The 19,685-nt window shown below is 30.0% G+C and carries 16 protein-coding genes, 1 tRNA gene and 1 pseudogene; 15 read left to right on the top strand and 3 right to left on the bottom strand.

The window, feature by feature from the left end; translation table 11 throughout:
• Nucleotides 1–1,313: pseudogene (locus ELQ12_RS10220) on the bottom strand (hypothetical protein); the annotation flags it as partial.
• A 288-nt stretch (nucleotides 1,314–1,601) separates the two neighbouring features.
• Between ELQ12_RS10220 and fdhD the strand changes: the two are divergent.
• The 7 genes from fdhD (at nucleotide 1,602) to putP (ending at nucleotide 12,150) form a co-directional block, all read left to right on the top strand.
• Nucleotides 1,602–2,384, top strand: a complete 783-nt coding sequence (fdhD, locus tag ELQ12_RS06965; protein ID WP_070261669.1) for a formate dehydrogenase accessory sulfurtransferase FdhD — start codon at nucleotides 1,602–1,604, stop codon at nucleotides 2,382–2,384.
• The gene (locus tag ELQ12_RS06960) at nucleotides 2,377–3,114 is read left to right on the top strand and encodes a winged helix-turn-helix domain-containing protein (protein ID WP_002870865.1); all 738 of its coding nucleotides are present in this window, start codon (nucleotides 2,377–2,379) and stop codon (nucleotides 3,112–3,114) included. The genes fdhD and ELQ12_RS06960 overlap by 8 nt, the downstream gene beginning before the upstream one ends.
• Before the next feature lie 112 nt (nucleotides 3,115–3,226).
• Nucleotides 3,227–5,329 carry an aspartate chemotaxis receptor CcaA gene (ccaA, locus tag ELQ12_RS06955; RefSeq protein ID WP_002862158.1) on the top strand — a complete coding sequence of 701 codons (2,103 nt, stop codon included), beginning with the start codon at nucleotides 3,227–3,229 and terminating at the stop codon, nucleotides 5,327–5,329.
• A 109-nt stretch (nucleotides 5,330–5,438) separates the two neighbouring features.
• Nucleotides 5,439–6,011 (top strand): sulfurtransferase-like selenium metabolism protein YedF, encoded by a 573-nt coding sequence (gene yedF / locus ELQ12_RS06950; protein WP_002862157.1) that lies wholly within the window; start codon nucleotides 5,439–5,441, stop codon nucleotides 6,009–6,011.
• A 10-nt stretch (nucleotides 6,012–6,021) separates the two neighbouring features.
• The gene (gene selD, locus ELQ12_RS06945) at nucleotides 6,022–7,044 is read left to right on the top strand and encodes a selenide, water dikinase SelD (protein WP_134264669.1); all 1,023 of its coding nucleotides are present in this window, start codon (nucleotides 6,022–6,024) and stop codon (nucleotides 7,042–7,044) included.
• Between the two features lie 130 nt (nucleotides 7,045–7,174).
• Complete coding sequence (locus tag ELQ12_RS06940) at nucleotides 7,175–10,663, top strand: proline dehydrogenase family protein (RefSeq protein WP_070261671.1); 3,489 nt, start codon at nucleotides 7,175–7,177, stop codon at nucleotides 10,661–10,663.
• Between the two features lie 17 nt (nucleotides 10,664–10,680).
• A complete protein-coding gene (gene putP, locus ELQ12_RS06935) occupies nucleotides 10,681–12,150 on the top strand; it encodes a sodium/proline symporter PutP (protein WP_070299874.1) in 1,470 nt (489 codons plus the stop codon).
• A 15-nt stretch (nucleotides 12,151–12,165) separates the two neighbouring features.
• Here putP and yedF (ELQ12_RS06930) read toward each other — a convergent pair whose 3' ends face one another.
• On the bottom strand, nucleotides 12,166–12,393 hold the full coding sequence (yedF, locus tag ELQ12_RS06930) for a sulfurtransferase-like selenium metabolism protein YedF (protein WP_002867050.1): 228 nt from the start codon (nucleotides 12,391–12,393) through the stop codon (nucleotides 12,166–12,168).
• Between the two features lie 3 nt (nucleotides 12,394–12,396).
• Nucleotides 12,397–13,605, bottom strand: a complete 1,209-nt coding sequence (gene yedE, locus ELQ12_RS06925) for a selenium metabolism membrane protein YedE/FdhT (RefSeq protein ID WP_044779981.1) — start codon at nucleotides 13,603–13,605, stop codon at nucleotides 12,397–12,399.
• A 139-nt stretch (nucleotides 13,606–13,744) separates the two neighbouring features.
• Between yedE and ELQ12_RS06920 the strand changes: the two genes are divergently transcribed.
• From ELQ12_RS06920 to bumS, 8 genes are all read left to right on the top strand, one after another.
• Nucleotides 13,745–13,842 (top strand) — tRNA-Sec (locus ELQ12_RS06920).
• Between the two features lie 28 nt (nucleotides 13,843–13,870).
• The gene (locus ELQ12_RS06915; protein ID WP_002862151.1) at nucleotides 13,871–15,121 is read left to right on the top strand and encodes an adenylosuccinate synthase; all 1,251 of its coding nucleotides are present in this window, start codon (nucleotides 13,871–13,873) and stop codon (nucleotides 15,119–15,121) included.
• Nucleotides 15,118–15,546: a flagellar export protein FliJ gene (locus ELQ12_RS06910; protein WP_002880459.1), complete on the top strand. Its 429-nt coding sequence runs from the start codon at nucleotides 15,118–15,120 to the stop codon at nucleotides 15,544–15,546. The genes ELQ12_RS06915 and ELQ12_RS06910 overlap by 4 nt, the downstream gene beginning before the upstream one ends.
• Entirely contained in the window at nucleotides 15,539–16,057 is a 519-nt protein-coding gene (locus ELQ12_RS06905) for a MotE family protein (protein ID WP_002851265.1), read from the top strand. Before ELQ12_RS06910 ends, ELQ12_RS06905 begins: the two co-directional genes overlap by 8 nt.
• Before the next feature lie 93 nt (nucleotides 16,058–16,150).
• Nucleotides 16,151–16,702: a DUF507 family protein gene (locus ELQ12_RS06900; RefSeq protein WP_002851269.1), complete on the top strand. Its 552-nt coding sequence runs from the start codon at nucleotides 16,151–16,153 to the stop codon at nucleotides 16,700–16,702.
• Entirely contained in the window at nucleotides 16,702–17,820 is a 1,119-nt protein-coding gene (gene carA / locus ELQ12_RS06895) for a glutamine-hydrolyzing carbamoyl-phosphate synthase small subunit (RefSeq protein WP_134264667.1), read from the top strand. Before ELQ12_RS06900 ends, carA begins: the two co-directional genes overlap by 1 nt.
• Complete coding sequence (locus tag ELQ12_RS06890; RefSeq protein WP_070261673.1) at nucleotides 17,817–18,476, top strand: sulfite exporter TauE/SafE family protein; 660 nt, start codon at nucleotides 17,817–17,819, stop codon at nucleotides 18,474–18,476. The genes carA and ELQ12_RS06890 overlap by 4 nt, the downstream gene beginning before the upstream one ends.
• Complete coding sequence (gene bumS, locus ELQ12_RS06885) at nucleotides 18,473–19,684, top strand: butyrate sensor histidiine kinase-like phosphatase BumS (RefSeq protein WP_002862144.1); 1,212 nt, start codon at nucleotides 18,473–18,475, stop codon at nucleotides 19,682–19,684. The genes ELQ12_RS06890 and bumS overlap by 4 nt, the downstream gene beginning before the upstream one ends.
• The last annotated feature ends 1 nt before the right edge of the window (nucleotide 19,685 follow it).

Here is a 19,685-nt window from a genome sequence, read left to right as displayed (position 1 = left end):
GAAGCTGAATTGAGATTAGATACAGATTTACCTGTATTGTCTGTGTCTTTTTTGATTTGTAGGGCTAGTTTTACACCGCTAAAACTTTTTAAATCTAGTCCTAAACCTTGATCTACAAGTTTGTCCGCGATTTCTCTAAGATTAAGTACAGCATTATATTCAGCACTTCCTTCTTTAAGGTTGTATAATTTTACTACTTCTTTGTCTAAGTTTGGATTGTTTTCGCCTTTTTGTATTATTTCATTTAATTTATTTTTTTGGTCTTCAAGCTGTTTTTTTATATGTTCATTATCATTAAATTGTTTTATTAGTTTTTCTAGCATTTTTAAGTCAATTTTTAATTGAGTTAGAGTATTTTTTAAATGCTCAGTTGCTGTTCCATTTGCTACCAAGCATTTGCTAGATCCGCAATTTACTTCTTTTAAATTGTAATCTACTAATTCCATATTCAGCAAATTTTTATCAAGTGTTATACTTTGAAAGGTGTCTTGATTTTTATCTATATGGATATAATCACTTGCAAATTTGCCATATGAAGCTCCAGCTGTATTTGATGTGCTTATATCCTTATTAAATCCTTGTGCTTGGATTAAAAGTGTGTTTTTAGCAAACAAATCTCTAAAAGATGTACCATTTACGCTAAATTTAGAATTAGTGATATTCGCATTATTAGCAACTTTTATAGAATAATTTTGCACTGCATAAGGATTGCCAAATTCAAAAAAGGTTTTGTCTGCATTTAAATTTCCATTTACGACAAGGTTATTTCCATATACAGATACTCTTGAGCCTTTTTGTGTATCATCTTCTACTAAATTAGTTCCGCTAAGGCTTAAATCTCCATTGAACACCGAGCCGCTTTGATTGACATATAAATTCATATCTTTAAGTATGATTTCTTTAGCATTTACATAAAGATTTGCAATGTAAGAACTTTCCATACCATCATTTTCGATATTTAAAGTATTTTTATCACCCAAATCAAAGACATACTTAAATTCATCAGTATCGATATCTTTATCATCTGGATTTAAAAAGCTTTCATCATCAAATCTAGGAATGTTTGATTTTATGGTTAAATCATTGCCTTTTAAACTATCTCCATTTATTAAAACTACATCTTGCCCTTTAACTTCAAAATAATCTTGCAGATTTTTTCCGCTAATCCCACCTAGTTCTATTTCAGTTGGTGTTGTCTGAGCTTTAACTAAGGTATTTTTAGAATTTAAATCTACTGCCATTGCATTGCTACAAAGTGCAGCACCTAAGCCAAAACCCACTAAAACTTTACTCGCCGAAAACGAAAGCTTCATAAATTCTCCTTATACAAAAAATAAAAAAACCATTATACCCCCCCCCATAAAAAAGAGCTTAAGAAGTAATTTCATAAAGAGAAAATTTTATTTTTGTTTTTAAATTTCAAATTGTTAGTATATTTTCACTTGAAGAGTTTAAAGAGTAAATTTATGTTTTTTTGATATAAAATGTTTTAAAATTCTTAAAAATTATAAATTAAATCCCTATTTTTTTATCAGTATTACTTTTAATTATGTTTTTTTGATATAATTAAATTTTTAAAATAACGCGAAAAGAGAAAGCTTATGGAACCCTTATTTACAACCCAAATTTTAAAATATAAAGGTGATGAATCTTTTACATGCGATGATACTTTAGTGCGTGAAATTAAGCTTGAAATTTTTATTAATGATGAAAGAGTAGGCGCTTTAATGGCAACTCCTGTAGATGAACAGGCATTAGCAATAGGGTATTTAATGAGCGAAAATATCATTGCAAAAGTAAGCGATATTGAGAACATAGAAACAAAAGATGATGGTATGAGTGTGCATATCAAAGCAAAGATTGATAAAGAAAATTTAGCAAAGCTTAATGCTGAAGGCGTAGTTATAAGTGGTTGTGGTAGAGCACATACTGCAAATATCGATTTAGAAGCCATTGAAGCGAGTAAAATTAGTTCTGATGTAAAATTTAGCAAAGATGAAATTTTAAAACAAATGAGTACTTTTTATACTCAATGTGAGCTTTATGAGAAAACAGGCTGTGTGCATACGGCTAAGCTTTTTGTAAATGAGAAAACTTTTTTTATAGGTGAAGATATAGCCCAGCATAATACCATAGATAAAGCTTTAGGAAAGGCGCGTTTAGCTGAGGTCGATTTAAGTCAATGTTTTTTAATGGTTAGTGGAAGGCTAAGTTCTGAAATGGTAGCTAAAGCAGTTATGCATAAAATTCCAGTGCTTGTTTCACGCACAGCTCCTACTTGTTTAGGGGTTATGATAGCAAGAAAATTTGATTTAACGCTTTGTGGTTTTGCTAGAGAAAATAAGATTAATATTTATAGTGGAGAATTTAGAATTCATGGATAAAAATCAAGAAAAAGAAATCATCTCATACATGAGAGAATTGTTAAATAGTAATGAAAAATTAGATTGTGGTACGGCTTTTAAAATTGCAAAGAAATTTAATGTAAATATAGAAAAAATCGGACAATTAGCCGATGAAAATCACATGAGAATTGATAATTGCGAGTTGGGGCAATTTGGATATTTAGATTTTGAAAAAGCAAAGATTGAAGTGCTTAAAAAAATAGAACCTAGTTTAGATGAAAAGCGTAGAATTTTTTGTAAAGATGCAAGAGATATTGCTAAAGAAGGTTGTGGACTTAAAAGTATGCGTTCAGCTTTAAAAGCTTATAAGGTTGATGTAAAGTATTGTCAACTTGGTTGTTTTAAAGAAAAAAAAGGTAAGCAATTTATAGTAAGAACAAAAACTTGGATTGAAAATGCGGATGGAGATTTGCTTTTTGGACGAGGAAAAACAGAACTTTTAGAACTTATCGGACAAACGGGTAGTTTATTGCATGCTTCTAAACTTATGGGGATTAATTATAAAAAAGCTTGGATGCATTTACAAACCTTGCAAAAAAATTCTCAAGAAATTTTAGTTAGCACACGACAAGGACGCTCTAAAGAATCAGGAACAAAACTTACTCCTAGAGCTTTGGAATTAATGGAAAATTACTCTATTTTGCAAAAGGACATAGAAGAATACGCTAATAAACGCTTTAAAGAATTGTTCTTAAAAGGAAAAAAATAAATCTTCTATCAAAAAATACTAATACATAATATTTTTATAATTAATTAATAGTATTTTTTTAAAAAATATGTTAAAATATAAAATCCAAAATTTTATTTTAGGAGTTATTAAGATGTTTAAATCTTTAAATATAGGTTTAAAACTTATTTTTTCTGTAGCAACTGTTGTTGTTATTGGGCTTATTATTTTAATTTCATTAATCACAAAACAAGTAAGTCAAAATATTACCAAAAATACAGAAGATATTCTAGCTTCTATCACGAAAGAATATGCTACCCAAACTCAAGGAATTTTTGGGGAAATGATTGCTTTAAATAAAAGTATTTCAGGTACTTTAACAGAAATGTTTAGATCAACTTCAAAAGAAAATTTAGATATAGACAGTATAACAAATATTATAACCAATACTTTTGATAATAGTGCTTATTCTAATTTTACTTATTTGTATCTTATCGATCCGCCAGAATATTTTAAAGAGGAGAGTAAATTTTTCAATACTCAAAGTGGAAAATTTGTTATGCTTTATGTTGATGAAGAAAAAGATAGTAAAGGCGGGATAAAAGCAATACAAGCTAGTGATGAAATAGCTAATTTACAAGTTGTGCAAGATATATTAAAAAAAGCAAAATATGGGGAAAATAAAGTATATATAGGACGTCCTATTAGGATGAATTTAGAAGGTCAAGATTTTGATGCTGTAAATATTGCTATGCCTATATTTGACCGAAAGAATCAAGTTGTAGGTGTTATCGGTATGACTTTGAATTTTTCGGCTATTGCTACTTATCTTTTAGATCCCAAGAGTCAAAAATATGATGGAGAATTAAGAGTTCTTTTAAATTCAGATGGTCTTGTTGCAATTCACCCTAATAAAAATTTGGTTTTAAAAAATTTAAAAGATGTCAATCCTAACAAAGGCGCACAAGAGACTTATAAGGCTATGAGCGAAGGAAAAAATGGAGTTTTTAACTATATAGCTTTTGATGGTGATGATTCTTATGCCGCGATTAATAGTTTTAAAGTGCAAGATAGCTCTTGGACAGTTTTGGTAACTGCCCCTAAATATTCAGTTTTTGAACCTTTGAAAAAATTACAATTAATTATTATTAGCGCATCTTTTATTTTTATTTTTGTTGTTTTGGGAGTGGTTTATTATTGCGTAAGAAAAATTGTTGCAACAAGATTACCAATTATTCTTAACTCTTTAGAATCTTTTTTCCGTTTCTTAAATCATGAAAAAATTGAGCTTAAATTAATTAAAATTCGAGCCAATGATGAATTAGGGGCAATGGGAAGAATCATAAATGAAAATATTGAAAAGATTCAAATATCTTTAGAGCAAGATCAAAATGCTGTAGATGAATCGGTGCAAACTGCTAAAGAAATCGAAAAAGGTAATTTAACTGCAAGAATTACTAAAAATCCTATAAACCCTCAATTAGTAGAACTTAAAAATGTTCTTAATAGAATGCTTGATGTTTTGCAAAGTAAAATTGGTTCTAATATGAATGAAATTAATAGAGTTTTTGATAGTTATAAAGCGCTTGATTTTAGCACAGAGGTGCTTGATGCTAAAGGCGAAGTTGAGATTACAACTAATATTTTAGGTAAAGAAATTAAAAAGATGCTTGTAGCTTCTTCAAATTTTGCTAAAGATTTAGCCAATCAGTCAGAAGAGTTAAAAAATTCTATGCAAAAACTTGCTGATGGCTCTAATGCACAAGCGAGTTCTTTAGAACAATCGGCTGCAGCTGTAGAGGAGATTAATTCTTCTATGCAAAATGTAAGTGGAAAAACAGTTGAGGTTGCTTCGCAAGCTGATGATATAAAAAATATTGTCAATGTGATTAAAGATATCGCTGAGCAAACGAATCTTCTTGCTTTAAATGCAGCTATTGAAGCTGCACGTGCTGGAGAACATGGGCGTGGTTTTGCAGTTGTTGCAGATGAGGTAAGACAGCTTGCGGAAAGAACAGGAAAATCCTTATCTGAAATCGAGGCAAATATTAATATACTTGTTCAAAGCGTAAATGAAGTAGCAGAATCTGTAAAAGAACAAACAGCAGGAATCACACAGATTAACGATGCTATAGCACAACTTGAAACTGTAACTAAGGAAAATGTCGAAGTTGCAAATGTTACCAATAATATAACAAATGAAGTCAATCAAATTGCTGCGGCAATTCTTGAAGATGTGAATAAAAAAAGATTTTAAAAAAGCTCATTTTGAGCTTTTGAATTTTTTCTATATTGTTTAAAATTTTTAAACACAAAACAAGTAATAAAATAATATTATTTTTCAAAGCCAATATCAAGGAAAAATAATGAAAATTGATTGTCGCAATCTTTCTTGTCCTCAGCCTATAGTTGAAACAAAAAACGCTCTTGAAAAACTTCAAGAAAATGAAATTTTAGAAATTGTTTTAAATTCTATTATTTCAAAAAATAATGTTGTAAAATTTCTTAACTCTTTAAATTTAAATCCTATTATAGATGAAAATGCACAAGAGTTTTGCATCAAAGTACAAAAAAAGAATTTTAATTCTAGTGAAATAAATGTTCACGATTATAATGTTTTATTTTTAAAAACCGACAAAGTGGGTGAGGGTGAATTGGGACAAAATTTACTTGTAGGATTTTTAAGTACCTTAAAAAATTTAGATCATGCTCCAAGTAAAATTCTTTGCGTAAATGAAAGTGTTTTAATCAATGTTGATGAAAATCATAAAGCACATTTAGCTATGAAAGAACTTGAAAATTTAGGTATTGAGATCATAAGTTGCGGAGCTTGTCTGGAATTTTTTAATAAAAGCAAAGAGCTTAAAATAGGAAATATAGGCAATGCTTATGAAATTTTAAATGAGCTTTTTGGTAAAGCAAAAATTATTACTTTGTAAAGGAAAAACACTGCAATATAAAAATCAAAATTTAACCCATTTTGTTAAAGCAGCAGGTTGAGCAGCGAAATTAAGCCCGGGTGGTCTTAAAACAATTTTAAATTTCATGCAAAAAACTCCTGCCTTACTTAGTGATATCGGAAATAATGAAGATGCAAGCGTATATCAAATTAGCCGCGATTTAGCTTTGGTGCAAACGCTTGATTTTATCACTCCTATAGTAGATAGTGCCTATCATTTTGGTGCTATTGCCGCAGCAAATGCTTTAAGCGATGTTTTTGCTATGGGTGCAGAGGCGATTAATGCCTTAAATATAGTAGGTTTTGATACTTGTAATCATGATTTAAATATCTTAAAAGAGCTTTTAGAAGGTGCAAATGATAAGGTTCAAGAATGCAATGCTTTAGTTGTGGGTGGCCATACTATAGAAAGCACCGAGCTTTTTTTTGGACTTAGTGTTACAGGAAAAGTACATCCTAGTAAATTTATTGCTAATAATACTTCTAAAATCGGAGATTGTATCATTTTAACCAAGCCTTTAGGAACAGGAATTTTAAGTACAGCTTTAAAGGCGCAAATGTTAAATCAAAAACATTTAGATATAATGCTTAAAAACATGATGGAGTTAAATTATAAAGCCAGTCAAATTGCTCTTAAATTTCATCCAAGTGCCATGAGTGATGTTACAGGTTTTGGACTTTTAGGACATTTAAAAGAAATGCTAAATAAAAATATTTCTTTTGAAATTTTTGAAAGTGAACTTCCTTTTTTAGATGGAGTAAAAGAGTATTTTAATATGGGTTTAATTCCTGCTGGAGCTTATAAAAATTTAGAATTTATAAAAGAACTTACCCCTGATTTAAATGAAGAAAAATTATTACTTTGCGATCCACAAACTTCAGGAGGACTTTTAATTTCTATAAGTGAAAAAGATTCCTTAGAATGTTTAAAAAAACTAGAAGATGAAAATATTCAAGCTAAAATTATTGCTAAGGTTGTAAATAAGCAAGAAAATGATATTATCATTTCTTAATTTTTGTTACTTATATACCCATTAAAATTTCTTTTATCATTTTTTATACATTTTCTATGATTTAAAATATCATTTTTTATCTTATTTATATATTATTTATTAAAATTTATTTTATCTTAGGAGATACGAAATGATACAAAAAGCTTTAGCCTTAGCTGAAGAATTGCAAGGACAAATAGAAGCTAATATTTCAAATTCTGAAAAAGAATTTCACTCAAAAATGCAAAAACTTCTTAATAATCCCAAAAATAAAGTTATGCTTATAGAACTTTTAGATCGTTCTTTTAGATGTAAAGATAAAAATGCAAGTTTTGAGCTTATAGAATATACTTTGAGTAAATATGGCATAGCGGATTTTTTTAGCACTTTTGAAAAATTCCTACTTTTTAGCTTTTTAAATTTTGGAAAATTTGCTCCTAATTTAAGTGTGCCTTTTTTTGTCAAACATTTAAGAGAAGATACTAAAGCTATGGTTCTAGATGCAAATCCTAGTGTTTTAGAACCACATATTAAGAAAAGAAAAGAGCAAGATAAAATTACCTTAAATGTGAATTTAATCGGTGAAGAGGTTTTAGGTGAAGCTGAGAGTAAATATCGCATACAAAAATATGAAGAAGCTTTAAAATCAAGTTATATCACTTATATTTCCATAAAAATTACTACTATTTTTTCACAAATTAATATTATAGATTTTGATTATTCCAAAGAAGAGGTAGTAAAAAGACTAGATTATCTTTATGCTTTAGCCTTGGAAGAAGAGAAAAAACAAGGTGTATCTAAATTTATCAATCTTGATATGGAGGAATTTAGAGATTTAGAACTCACCGTTGTAGCTTTTATGGAAAGTGTGGCTAAATTTGATATTAAAGCGGGGATTGTTTTGCAAGCTTATATTCCTGATTCTTATGAGTATCTTAAAAAACTTTTTGCTTTTTCAAAAGAGAGGGTTTTAAAAGGTATGAAGCCTATTAAGATCCGTTTTGTTAAGGGTGCTAATATGGAAAGTGAAGAAACTATTGCATCTCAAAAAGGCTGGGAGCTTCCTACTTTTTACAAAAAAATAGATACTGATAGCAATTATAATAAAATGCTTGATTTTATTCTTGAAGGAGATAATTATAAATACATCAACATAGGAATTGCAAGTCATAATATCTTTGAGATTGCTTATGCTTATACACGCATAAGTGAAGCGGGTGCTTTAGATTCTTTTACTTTTGAAATGCTTGAAGGTATGAGTTTGCAATGTTCTTATGAATTATCTAAAATGCATGATTTAATCCTTTATGCCCCAGTTTGTGATGAAGCACATTTTAACAATGCCATTGCTTATCTTGTAAGACGCCTTGATGAAAATACAAGTGAAGATAATTTTATGCGTTATTTTTTCAATCTTAAAGTAGGAGATAAAAACTGGAATATCCAAAAAGAACTTTTTTTAAAATCTTTAGAAGGCATAAAAACTCTTGATAACACTACGCATCGCAAGCAAGATAGAAATAAAGAATCAAATATCACAAGTTCTTATGAAAGTAAAAAATTTAGCAACGAAAGTGATACGGATTTTATTTTAGCGCAAAATAGAGCATGGGCTAAAGAAATTAAAGCTAAATATGAAAATTTAAAAGATTATGATGTTTATCCTGTCATAGGTGAGCTTGATTTTAAAGCAGAAAATTTAAATGTTTTAGAAGTTAAAGATAAGATTGAAGATAGAGTGATAGGAAAGGCTTATTTAGCCGGAGAAAAAGAAATCAAACAAGCTTTAGAAGTAGCTAAAAATTCCAAATTTATACAAAAAAGTCATGATGAAATTTATCAAATTTTAGCCAAAAGTGCAAAACTTATGAGAGAAAGAAGAGGGGATTTGATAGGTTTGGCGGCTTTAGAAGTGGGCAAAACCTTTTTAGAGATCGATCCTGAAGTAAGTGAGGCTATTGATTTTATAGAATTTTATCCGCACTCTTTAGAAGAGCTTAAAAAACAAAATCCAAAAGTTACATTCACACCTAAAGGCATAGGGGTTACCATAGCTCCTTGGAATTTTCCTATAGGGATTTCAGTAGGTACTATAGCTGCACCACTAGCTGCAGGTAATGTGGTGATTTATAAACCTTCTTCACTTTCAACCCTAACAGGTTATATGCTTTGTAAGTGTTTTTGGGATGCAGGTATTCCAAAAGACGCTTTGATTTTCTTACCTTCAAAAGGAAGCGATATTTCTAAATATTTACTTGTTGATGAAGCGATTAAATTTTCAATTCTTACAGGAGGAGAGGATACTGCTTATGCTATGTTAAAAGCTAATCCAACCTTGCTTTTAAGTGCTGAAACGGGAGGAAAGAATGCGACTATAGTTTCTAAATTTGCTGATCGTGATAGTGCGATTAAAAATATCATTCATTCTGCGTTTAGCAATAGCGGTCAAAAATGTTCAGCTACTTCTTTGCTAGTCTTAGAAGAAGAGGTTTATCATGATGAAGAATTTAAAAAGACTTTAGTAGATGCTGCAAGTTCTATGGCGGTGGGCAGTCCTTTTGAATTTAAAAATAAATTAGGTGCTTTAGCTGATAAGCCAAGTTCTAAAGTTCAAAAGGCCTTAGATGAATTACAACCTTATGAAGAATGGGCATTAAAACCTAAGTTTTTAGAGGATAATCCTTATTTAATGACTCCAGGCATAAAATACGGCACTAAAAAGGGTGATTTTACCCATATGAATGAACTTTTTGTGCCGATTTTAAGTGTGATGAAGGCTAAAGACTTAAAAGAAGCTATTGATATAGTAAATTCCACAGGTTATGGTTTAACTGCAGGTTTTGAAAGCTTAGATGAAAGAGAATGGGAGTATTTTCACACTCATATAGAAGCAGGAAATATTTATATCAACAAACCAACCACAGGGGCTATAGTGCTTCGCCAACCTTTTGGTGGAATTAAAAAATCAGCTATAGGTTTGGGTAGAAAAGTAGGAATTTATAATTATATCACTCAATTTTTAGAGATTAAGCAAGAAGATTTTGATGATCATTTAATTGAAGATAAATTTTCAAAAAAATTAGCACAAATAGATTTAAAAGAATCACAAGATTTTATGAACGATTTAATTAAAATGTCTCAATCTTATGCTTATCATTATAAAAATGAGTTTAGTGTTTCAAAAGATTATGTCAATATTCGTGGAGAAGATAATCTTTTTTCTTATACTAAAATAAAGAATATGGTTTTAAGACTTTGTGGAAATGAAAGCTTAAAAGATGTTTTAGGGGTGGTTTTAGGTGCAAATATTGCAAATATTGATCTAAGTATCAGTTATGATGAACAAGATATTAGTATGATAGAGCAAATTGTTCAAAGTATAGGAGCAAAGGTGCTATTTTTAAAAGAAAATAAAGAAAATTTTATCAAGAGTATTAAAGAATATGAAAGAGTGCGTTATTTGGCAAAGCCAGATGTAAATGATGAGATTTATAAAGAGGCTGCAAAGCTTGCTAAAATCATCATAAGAGAAAAGCCATTGTTAAATGGTCGTTTTGAACTTTTAAATTATTTTAATGAAAAAGCTTTAAGTATATCTTTTCATCGCTATGGAAATTTAGGCATTAGAGCAATATCTTAATGATCAAGGAGAGATTGATGGAAGTAGTTCAAATTAATACCCCAATAGCAGTGATGTTTGTAGTTTATGCCTTATTGATGCTTTATATAGGTTTTTATTTTTATAAGCAAAATAAAAATTCAGAAGATTATTTTTTAGGCGGGCGTACTATGGGGCCTGTGATATCTGCACTTAGCGCAGGGGCTTCTGATATGAGTGGTTGGCTTTTAATGGGATTACCAGGAGCTTTATATGTAAGTGGCTTTATAGATTCTTATATTGCGATTGGGCTTACTATAGGAGCTAGTTTAAATTGGATTTTTGTGGCAAAAAGACTTAGAATTTATACCAGCGTGATTGCAAATTCTTTGACTATTCCTGATTATTTTGAAACTCGTTTTGATGATGATAAACATATACTACGCATCGTATGTGCGGTGGTAATTTTGATATTTTTTACCTTTTATGTTTCATCAGGGCTTGTAAGTGGAGCAAAACTTTTTGAAAGTACTTTTGGTATCAGATATGATTATGCTTTAACTACTGGAACGATTATTATTGTTGCTTATACTTTTTTAGGTGGATATAAGGCAGTTTGTTGGACGGATATGATACAAGGGCTTTTAATGATGATGGCTTTAATTATTGTACCTTTGGTTATGCTTTATCATTTAGGTGGCTTTGGTGAAGCGGTGAATATAGTAAGAGAAATAAAGCCACAAGCTTTATCTATGGGCGAAGGAGTAGGAGTTATAAGCATTATATCTGCACTTGCTTGGGGCTTGGGTTATTTTGGTCAACCACATATTTTAGTGCGTTTTATGTCGATTCGTTCTACTAAAGATATTCCTATGGCCACTTTTATAGGTATTGCTTGGATGGTGGTTTGTCTTTTAAGTGCTTGTATGATAGGTATTTTGGGCATAGCTTATGTGCATAAATTTGAATTAAGTTTGCAAGATCCTGAAAAGATTTTCATTGTGATGTCGCAACTTTTATTTAATCCTTGGATAGCAGGTATTTTACTCAGTGCTATTTTAGCGGCTATTATGAGTACGGCAAGTTCGCAATTGCTGGTTTCAAGTTCTACTATAGCGGAAGATTTTTATAAAAAGATTTTTAGAGAAGATGCGCCAAGTCATGTTGTATTAAATTTAGGTAAATTAGGTGTTTTATTAGTAGCTGTAATAGCGTTTTTGATTTCTACTGATAAAAACTCAAGTGTTTTGAGTATAGTTTCTTATGCATGGGCCGGATTTGGAGCTTCTTTTGGTTCTGTAATGCTTTTTTCTTTATTTTGGAGTAGGATGACAAGAGTAGGAGCGATTTTAGGTATGATAACAGGAGCTGCTACTGTGGTACTTTGGAAGAATTTTGCAAATTCGGGTCTTTATGAAATAGTTCCAGGGTTTTTAGCAGCTTCTGTGGTAATTATTATTGCAAGTTTGTTTACAAATGTAAGATCTGGAACTAAAGCAGCTTATGAAAAGATGTTAAAAGAGCTTTGAGAACAAAAGCCTTTTTTAAGGCTTTTGTATTAAAAATCTTAGCGTGGGTCCACTTTGATCGATTTCAAGCACTTTAAAACCACGGTTTTTTGCATCTTGAGGTATGGAATTGATACTTTGTGGACAATCACAAAGTACTTCTAAAATTTCTCCACTTTGAAGCTTAGGTAAGACATCAAGTGTTGCTATAGCAGGATAAGGACAAGCTTCACCTTGCAAATTTAAACTATAAGTAATTTTCATTGTTTATCCTTTAAGTTGATTTTTAAAGAAGTGTTTTTTGTAAAATACTACAAAAACAAACATTAAGATGAATAAAATAAGATTGATAAAAAATCCATTTAAATTGCCAAATTCAGTTAAAAGATTGATTTTTATACCTTCTTTAAAAGCTTTTGGTAAAAAGTCATAACTTAAGGCTAAAATCATAGTTCCTATTATATTTGCAATTCCTACTATCATAAAATGACTTTGTCCTTCAAAGGCACGATAAGCCCAACCACACTCACAACCTCCGGCAAAAACTATACCAAAACCAAACAAAAATGCTCCTACAGCTACAGCAGGAGAAAGTTCTATGAGTTTGCTAGTATGACCTTGCAAGATAAAAGCAAAAGCGATTAAAGAGGCGATAATCATACTGATTAATGCGCCTTTTATAGCATTATCTCTACCAAATAAAAACAAATCTCTAAAGCAAGAAGTAAAACAAATTTGCCCTCTAGAAATAATAAAGCCAAAAACAAAACCAAAAATCAGTGCCAAAGCTAGAAGACTTTGTTTGTTTTGTGTGCTGATATTGCCATTTGTAAAAACAAGATAAAACACCCAAACTAAAAAGGCCATGAAAAGCAATATGCCTAAGTTAAAATATAATTTTGTACGCAAACTTTGCTTGTTTAACGGCAAATTTTCTTTATTTACCCGTTCTAATTTAGCTTTAGGTTTAAAAAAGGAAGTGTTGCAAATTTTCACTCCTAGATAAATTCCTAAAACCATAAAAACAGTAAAAAGCCAAGTGTGTAAAGAAAAATAAGGTAAACCTGTAAAAAAATTAGCTAAATTACATCCAAACGCAAGTCTTGCTCCATATCCTGAAAGAATTCCACCTACTATTGCTTGAAAAATTCTTATATTGCTAGCAGGTAGACGAAATTTGACTTTGTTAGCTAAAAGTGCGGCTACTAAACAACCTATAAACATACCTATGAGCATAATACCATCAGTTCTTGTTAAAGGGGTTCCATTTAAATTTTGCTTTTGGTAATAAGAATATCCATCTAAATTCATACCTAAAAGTTCTAGAAATTCACCGCCCCAACGCGTCATTTCTCCAGTAACAGCCCAAACGCCACCAAAAATCCCAAAATACACTGCACTTAAAATTCCAAGTGCAATCATAGAACGGGAATTGTCCCAAAAATTGATTAAATATTTTTGTTTAAAAGAATTCAAAGAAAGATCCTAAAAATGTAATCATCAAAACTTGATGCTAAAAAAGAGTGAGATTATAGCTTAAATTTAATATGAAGTCAAAAAGAATATTGATAAATTTATTTTGTTTTTCATTAAAAATCGCTATAATTATCGCTTTGGAAGATTAGCGTATCTGGTGATCGCCACTGACTTCAAATCAGATGAAAGGATAGTTGACTATTCTTTGGGGAGTTCGATTCTCTCATCTTCTCGCCAATATTAAAGTAAAATCAAGGAAATTTTTATGAGCAAAGCAGATATTATTGTCGGCATTCAATGGGGCGATGAAGGAAAAGGTAAGGTAGTTGATAAATTATGTGAAAATTATGATTTTGTTTGCAGAAGTGCAGGTGGACACAATGCAGGACATACGATTTGGGTAAATGGTGTAAGATATGCGCTTCATCTTATGCCAAGTGGAGTTTTGCATCCAAGATGTATTAATATTATCGGAAATGGAGTTGTGGTTTCTCCTGAAGTATTGATTGCTGAAATGGCTCAATTTGAAAATTTAAAAGGTAGATTATATATCAGTGATAGAGCTCATTTAAATTTAAAACATCATTCTTTAATAGACATTGCAAAAGAAAAACTCAAAGGCAAAAATGCCATAGGAACAACAGGTAAGGGTATAGGACCTTCTTATGCAGATAAGATTAATCGTACAGGACATAGAGTTGGAGAGCTTTTAGAACCACAAAGACTTTGTGAGGCTTTGATGAAAGATTTTGAAGCTAATAAAACTTTTTTTGAAATGCTTGAAATTGAAATTCCAAGTGCTGAAGAATTGCTTGCTGATTTAAAACGCTTTAATGAAATTTTAACTCCTTATATTACAGATACTACAAGAATGCTTTGGAAGGCTTTAGATGAAGATAAAAGAGTACTTTTAGAAGGAGCTCAGGGTTCTATGCTTGATATTGATCATGGAACTTATCCTTATGTTACAAGTTCAAGTACTATTTCAGCAGGCGCTTTAACAGGACTTGGGTTAAATCCTAAAGAAGCGGGAAATATTATAGGTATTGTAAAAGCTTATGCAACGCGTGTGGGAAATGGAGCTTTTCCTACTGAGGATAAGGGCGAAGATGGAGAAAAAATTGCACAAATTGGAAAAGAAATTGGCGTAAGCACAGGACGTAAAAGACGCTGTGGATGGTTCGATGCAGTTGCTGTAAGATATACAGCAAGGCTTAATGGTCTTGATGCTTTATCTTTGATGAAGCTTGATGTTTTAGATGGTTTTGAAAAGATAAAAATTTGTCGTGCTTATGAATATAAGGGCATGGAAATCGACTATATACCAAGTGATTTAGAAAATGTTCAACCTATTTATGAAGAAATGGATGGTTGGGATAAAGTTTTTGGTATAAAAGATTATGATTTATTGCCAGAAAATGCTAAAAAATATATAGCAAGACTTGAAGAGCTTGCAGGGGTTAAAGTAAAGTATATTTCCACTAGCCCTGAAAGAGATGATACTATCATCTTATGAAAAGTAAATATAATTCTGTTGTAAAAGTAAGAAAACAACAACTTGATAAAGCAGAATCAAATCTTAATCAAGCCAAACAAAGACAGCTTGAACATGAAAAAGCTTATGAACTTTCACGCCAAGAGTGTGAAAGTTTAGGCGTATTGCCAAAATCAGGATCTATAGCAGAGTTAAGATCAAATTTAAGTATGGCGCAAGTAGGACGCGAGGCTTTGGCAAGAGCTAAGGAGAAAGTAGAACTTTCTAAAAAAGAAATGAACCATTATCAGTTTTTATATCAAAAAGCGCATTTAGATTATGAAAAAATGAAGGCTTTGGAAACTGAAGAAATTAAACAAAAACAAAAAGAACTTGCGAAGGCTGAAGAAAAATTTTTAGATGAAATTGCAATCAGTCGTTTTTTCAAAGGGGAAAAAGATGATTAAAAAATTTATATTGTTAGTTTTTATTTCAAGTGTAGTTTTTGGAGCTGAACAAGATTGTGAGCAGTATTTTGAAGCTAGAAAAGCTCAAATTGAATTGCAAACTAGAGAATTTGATGAAGCAAGACAATCTTTAGAAGCTTATAAAGCCTCTTTTGAAGCTTTGCAAAAAGAAAGGCTTGAAAATTTAGAAAAAAAAGAGGCTGAGGTTAATGCGACTTTGGCAAAAATTGAAGAATTAAAACTTGAAAACGCAAGGCTTGTAGAAGAACAACAAAAGATTTTAAATTCAATCAATGATAAAACTCAAGGTAGAGTTAAAGAAATTTACTCCCAAATGAAAGATGCAGCCATTGCAGATGTTTTAAGTCAAATGGATGCAGAGGATGCAAGCAAAATAATGCTTTCTTTGGAATCGCGTAAAATTTCAGGTGTTTTATCTAAAATGGATCCAAAAAAAGCCAGCGAGCTTACTTTACTTTTGAAAAATTTAGATAATAATGCTAGTAATTAGGTGATTAAAAAAAATGAAAATTTTTCATTTTTAACATTCTTTTACCAAAAATAAGCTATTATTTTAAACATTATTAAATAAAAGGTTTTTAAGATGCGTATAAAATTACCACATATTCCTTATATCGCAAATAAAATGATGTTAGATATAGCTAATTCTTCTTTTGTAGAAATTAAAGATCAGTTAGAAAAGCTTAAGGTATGTATAATAGAAGTTTTAGAGAAAGATATTCTAAATGAAAGAAAATTAGATGAAAGAGTCAAAGAGCTTTTAGAGCAACAAGAAGATGAAATGGAGCTTATGCAAGTAGATCGTAAAAATATGTTTTGGCTTGTGAAGAAAAAGTTAGCTCCTGAATTTAATGTGATTTTAGATTCTGAAGATAGACATAATCATCTAGCGCATCAAATTTTAGAAGAACTTGTAGAGAATGATTATATTAATTTTATAGTGAGTGAAAATAGAGTTAAAAATTTAATCTTTTCAAGCATAGAGTCTTATCTTAAAATTTATGAAAAACTTGAAGATGAGGTTTATGAGAAAATTAGTAATTATAAAACAAAACCTATTCCAGGTAGCGAAGAATACGATCTTATCTTTGAAAAACTCTATCAAGAAGAGCTTAGAAAAAAAGGTATGTTTTAATGAAGGCTTATATTTATTTAGAAAATGATATTTTTTTAAGTGCTAAGGCTTTTGGGAAGAGTGGTACTTTTTTTGGAGAGCTTGTATTTAATACTTCTTTAACAGGGTATCAAGAAATTATTTCAGATCCTTCTTATGCAGGGCAATTTATCGTATTTTCCATGCCAGAAATTGGTATAGTGGGAACCAATGAAAATGATAATGAAAGTAAGGAAATTTTTGCAAGTGGTGTTTTAATGCGTGAATTAAGTTCCAGTTTTTCAAATTTTCGCGCTAAAGAAAGTCTGCAAGATTATCTTGAAAAACATGGAAAAATAGGAATTTATGAACTTGATACGAGATATCTAGTAAAAATGATAAGAAATAATGGCAATTTAAGAGCTGTAATTTCAACTGAAATTTCAAATAAAGAAGATTTAAAAATCGCCTTAGAAAAATCAGCAAAAATTGATGAAGTAAATTTTGTAAAAGAAGTTAGCACTAAGAAAAATTATTCTCACAAACAAGGCGTTTGGAATGCTAGTTTTCAAAAATTTAATGACGCTAAAAGAGGCGAGAAAAAAGTTGCTGTTATAGACTATGGTGTTAAAACAAATATCTTAAATGAACTCGTAGAAGTAGGTTTTGAAGTAGAAGTTTATCCATATAATATTAAAGCAAGTGAGTTGATTGCTCTGTATAAAAAAGGTGAAATTCAAGGTGTGTTTCTTTCTAATGGTCCAGGTGAGCCAAGAATTTTAAAACAAGAGATTGCAGAGATTAAAAAACTTGCAGAAGCTAAAATTCCTATGCTTGGAATTTGCTTAGGTCACCAGCTTTTAAGCAATGCTTTTGGATATGAAACTTATAAAATGAAATTTGGACAACATGGAGCAAATCATCCTGTGATCAATCTTGATACAAAAACGGTAGAAATTACCGCACAAAATCATAATTATAATGTTCCAGAAGAATTAGCTCAAGTGGCTCATATCACTCATAGAAATTTATTTGGCGATAATGTTGAAGGAGTAAGATATAAAGACTATCCTATTATTTCAGTGCAACATCACCCGGAAAGTTCTTCAGGTCCTCATGAAAGTAAGTACATTTTTAAAGAATTTATGAATTTGATGTGAGTATAGATTTTTTAGCTATTATCAGCGTTGCTTTTTTATCTAGTTTTGGACACTGCTATTCTATGTGTGGTGGTTTTAATTTACTTTTTATAAATTTAAATTCAAAAAGCAATAATTTATTTTTATTAACTTTTATTTATCATTTGTTTAGAATTTTTGCTTATATTGTTTTAGGGATAATTTTTGGGACTTTTGGGAATATCTTGGCAATCAATGCTAAGGTTCAAAGTTTGTCATTTTTTATTCTTGGTATATTTATGATGATTTTGGGTTTTGCTCTTATTTTTAGAGGCAATGTGTTATCTTTTATTGAAAATAATGTTTTTTTTGATAGTTTTGTAAAGAAAATTATTAAAAAATCTAAAAATTTTAAAGGATTAAAATCAGCTATATTTTTAGGATTTTCAAATGGTTTTGTTCCTTGTGGATTGGTGTATTTTTTTATAGCCAATGCAATAAGTAAGCAAAATATTTTTGAAGGTATTTTGGTAATGATGATTTTTGGAATATCAACTTTACCTGCGATGTTATTTTTTTCTAAAATTTCACAATTTTTTAGTGATTTTTTGAAAAATTTGTTTAATTATTTATCGTATGGCATTATTGTTTGTTACGGTATAAATCTTGCCTATATAGGTTTTAAGGCTTTTCAATGAAAGATTTTTTTAAAGATCAGTTTTTTAAAGCTCTGGAAAAAAATACAATTTTTTCAAGAGCTGATGTGCAAGGAAATTTAATTTTTGTCAGTGATAAGCTTTGTCAAATAAGTGGATATAGCAAAAAAGAGCTTATAGGAAAAAAACATTCAATATTTAAACATCCAGATGTTGATGAATGTTATGTTGAGAAGCTTTTAAAAGATCTTTCATATAAAAAGCCTTATCAGGTTATTTTTAAAAATATTGATAAATTAGGCAAAACCTTCTATCTTGAAACTTTGTTAATCCCCATATTGGATAAAAATAATGAATTAATAGAAATAGTAGCGCTTTCTCATGATGTCAGTAATTCTTTTAAGCTTAATGAAGAGCTTGCTCTAAATCACGCTAAATTAAGAGAATTAAGTATTAATCTTGAAAATACAGTTAAAAATCACCAACAAGAATTTATACAGTTAGGTAAAAAATTTGAGAAAAAAATGAAAATTGCCTTGGAAAAAAATGAAAAAGATATTAAAATAGCATATGAAGAGATTTTGAAATCTTCATTAGAACAAATGATTAGTGATATAGCACATCAATGGAGACAACCGTTAAATGAGCTTGGTATTGCCATGTTTCAAATGAAGCAAAATCTTAAAGATGAAAAAGGATTTGCTGAAATTTATTCACAATCAAAAGATATGATTAAAAATATGTCAGAAACAATTGATGTGTTTAGAACTTTGTTTAACAAAGGAGTAGAGCAGTGTGTATTTATAAAAGAGACTTTAAATAAAGCCTTAGAAATTGCTTTTGAAACTATAGAAAAAAATCATGTAAATATTAATATTGTTTCGAAAAGTGATTATGAAGTTTTGGCGTATGAGAATGGTTTAATAAGAGTTTTTCTTAATTTGATTTTAAATTCAATAGAGGCATTTAAAAACAAAAAAAGGAAAATCATAACAATAAATTTTTCAAAATTTGGAAAAAACTATCTGAAAATTACAATAAAAGATAATGCTGGTGGGATTGATAAAGAAAATTTAGATAAAATTTTTCAACCTTATTTTACAACAAAACATCCCAGTCAGGGTATAGGAGTAGGACTTTATATAAGTAGACAAATTATTGAAAGTTTCCAAGGAAAAATAAAAGTTAAGAATGGAAAAGATGGGGCTTGTTTTGAGGTATTTTTAAAACTAAAAGAGAGGGTAGAGTAGA

This window comes from Campylobacter sp. US25a (assembly GCF_004379075.1).
GTDB lineage: Bacteria > Campylobacterota > Campylobacteria > Campylobacterales > Campylobacteraceae > Campylobacter_D > Campylobacter_D jejuni.
Note: the sequence above shows the minus strand (reverse complement) of the source record. Positions and strands in the feature narration are given on the sequence as shown.